The sequence below is a fragment of the Pseudomonas gessardii genome (genome assembly GCF_001983165.1).
Classification (GTDB): domain Bacteria; phylum Pseudomonadota; class Gammaproteobacteria; order Pseudomonadales; family Pseudomonadaceae; genus Aquipseudomonas; species Aquipseudomonas gessardii.
On the sequence record NZ_MNPU01000108.1, the window covers coordinates 1 to 2,517 of the forward strand.

Below are 2,517 nucleotides of genomic sequence, written 5' to 3' on the forward strand. Positions count from 1 at the left end.
TTGGCTGGCTGAAGGAGAACCGTCGCATCGTGACGCGCTTCGACAAGCTCGCAACAAGTTTTGCGGCGATGGTCTCATTGGCCTGCGCTATGCGGTGCTTGCGACAATACTTTACGTACAGAGCCTAGTCAATGATTTGAATAGACGCGGACAGTTGAACGTTGGCGGTCCACTGCAATAGCGTTTGCAGTCAAGACGGTAGCGTTTAACCTGTGATTTTCTGGGTGTCGTTTCATCACTGGGATCATACCTAACCCCCCGGCTTTTCTCACTCCGTGGGTATTGGCCCGGTTGCGAACGCCCGGCCAATGATGCGTTAAAAGCTCCTAGGCTTCGATCAGGGTGGTTTGATGTGCGGGGACTTGTACCCGTGCAGAAAATCGCCGGGATACGCGATGTGTGGCACGGCATCCGTAGGGTTGGGTAGAATCAACGCAAGGTGCCATTGCAGGGCCACTACTCAACGATCTCTAAGGATGGCGAATGAAAAAAATAATTTTTGTGCTGGTTGCTGGATCACTACTGACTGGCTGCGTAACGCAAAAGCCACCGCTTTCTGATAGCCAATACACTGCATTTGCTACTCAATTGATAGGCATCCATAAATGCGTTGCCAGCGGAAACATGCCACCAGATACAGGTGCCCGTGGTCAGCAATATTCGATGGCAAATCTTAACACTTGGCAATTCGACCAAAATTATTTCATGAGCCGAGCTAAGCAGATAGCGGATTCGGTCACCCCGTCGCAAGGTGATTGCAACACATTGGCGATGAATATCATGCAAAGAAAAAATCAGATCGAGGCACAAAATCAGCAGGCCGCACAGGAAGCACAAGCGTGGCAAAACCTGCAAAATCAACAGGAACAGAATAAAACCACTTATTGCAATCAAATAGGCACACAGACTATTTGCAATCGATACTAAAACAAGGCGTGCAGCGGCTCGCCTATTCTGGTGGTCGCTTTGCTTGGAAAGTCAAAATAAAGGGCCTAACACCTAATAAAGTAAATGCCGTAAAAATGGGGAATTTCAATAATCTATTGCCGTGTTATTTCCTAATAACGGGTTATTGACATTTGAAATTTAATAAGCCGATTTGATCAAGATCAATGATCTCTTAAAACGGACCAGGGAAAACGTAAAAAGCCCATGAATGAGCCTTTTTTTGTTTTTTCCCTTTAAATCAAGGTTTTTAAATTTTCATCATATCGACCATATCTCGATAGTCCTTTTTACGGTCGTTAAATGTAGCCATAAACTCAATACCATCATCTTTATAAACCGGATTAGATAATGATGGCCTAGTGGCCTTTTTCTGCTTGCTGTCTTCTTCTTGATAGTCATATGGCTTTGAACCAACGATCAACGTGAAATAGCCAATATTGACAGTCATTTTTTTGATCAACTTTCTATTTTTTACAAGTGAAATCGAAACCCTAAACTCTGTGCGGACTTCTTGAAATTTGAAAAAGTCGTCAGGCTCTAACATTCCTTCAAAAGCCATTCTCAATACTGGATCAATCTCTATGCCGTTTGATGACGGTGTTTTACGGGTTATTATTCTCGTAAGCTTCTGGCATTTGGACAAAGATGAAACCGGCTTAAATTTATGTGTCCTAGTGAGCTTTATAGATGCCGCATCGTAATCATACTGATCAAGATCAATGATGTGAAATTTCTTATGGGTAGCGTCTTGATATTGAGAAGATGCGAAATAGTCTTTCAACAAATATTGCACATTAGACAACGTAGATTTGTTAGCTGTGATCAATAGGTGTTTTGTGCTTATATCAACTACATGAACACCAATAACCGCTTTTGCATGACCGTGTTGAAACGTTTTATCTTTACCAAAAGTCGCATTCATGCAAAAAGCTTGACTACCTAATTCGACCGGGTTAAATTTAGTATTATTCATAAATCTCCTTTTCTGTTTTGTTACTTAAAATTAGAACACAGAAAAAGATAATGTCAAATTAAAGGGCCACACTATTTTCATGAATGGGCTTTATTGTCTAACCCTATTTTTAAATAATATTCGACCTTAAATATATTTTCAACTTACTATTGACACGCAATTAATGGCTTATCTAAGCTAAAATACAACCATCACAAAAATGACAAAACTCAAAAATTTGCAAGATATTCCAAAATAAAATTGTCGATATTTTATTGAAAAATAAATTGTCAAAATAAAGGGCCCAACATCATCAGGCACAAAAAAGCCCCGGTTAGGGGGCTTCATGGTGTCGCTAGATTTTAGATCTTTTCGGCTTTGAGTTTGTCGATCAAAGCTTCGAACGTATCAACCTCGTTTTTCTGCATCAGGTCAGCCAAAAACAAAGCGTAGGTTTTAAATCCGGCGGCGGCAAAAACTGAGTGCAACACCTGACCTTTCCGGTACGGTGCTGCCCTATGTCTTATTCCGAACTCAGCGTTGAAGAGCGTGCCACCATTCAAGTTAGTCATGCCCAAGGCCTCAGCTTGCGCAGGATTGCCTGCTTGATCAACCGA

4 protein-coding genes and 1 pseudogene are annotated in these 2,517 nt (G+C 41.6%); 3 read left to right on the forward strand and 2 right to left on the reverse strand.

From position 1 onward, the window contains the following. Positions 1-128 (forward strand): annotated as a pseudogene (locus tag BLL38_RS30995) (IS5/IS1182 family transposase); the annotation flags it as partial. A gap of 355 nt (positions 129-483) precedes the next feature. After that, complete coding sequence (locus BLL38_RS29725; RefSeq protein ID WP_032904867.1) at positions 484-927, forward strand: hypothetical protein; 444 nt, start codon at positions 484-486, stop codon at positions 925-927. A 268-nt stretch (positions 928-1,195) separates the two neighbouring features. Here the strand turns inward: BLL38_RS29725 and BLL38_RS29730 are convergent, their stop codons facing one another. After that, complete coding sequence (locus BLL38_RS29730; protein ID WP_020301967.1) at positions 1,196-1,921, reverse strand: hypothetical protein; 726 nt, start codon at positions 1,919-1,921, stop codon at positions 1,196-1,198. 341 nt (positions 1,922-2,262) lie between these two features. Beyond that, complete coding sequence (locus BLL38_RS31710; protein WP_278045955.1) at positions 2,263-2,391, reverse strand: hypothetical protein; 129 nt, start codon at positions 2,389-2,391, stop codon at positions 2,263-2,265. A 27-nt stretch (positions 2,392-2,418) separates the two neighbouring features. Between BLL38_RS31710 and BLL38_RS29735 the strand changes: the two genes are divergently transcribed. Beyond that, positions 2,419-2,517, forward strand: a 99-nt coding sequence (locus tag BLL38_RS29735) for a helix-turn-helix domain-containing protein (protein WP_130898222.1), incomplete at its 3' end; no start/stop codon positions are given.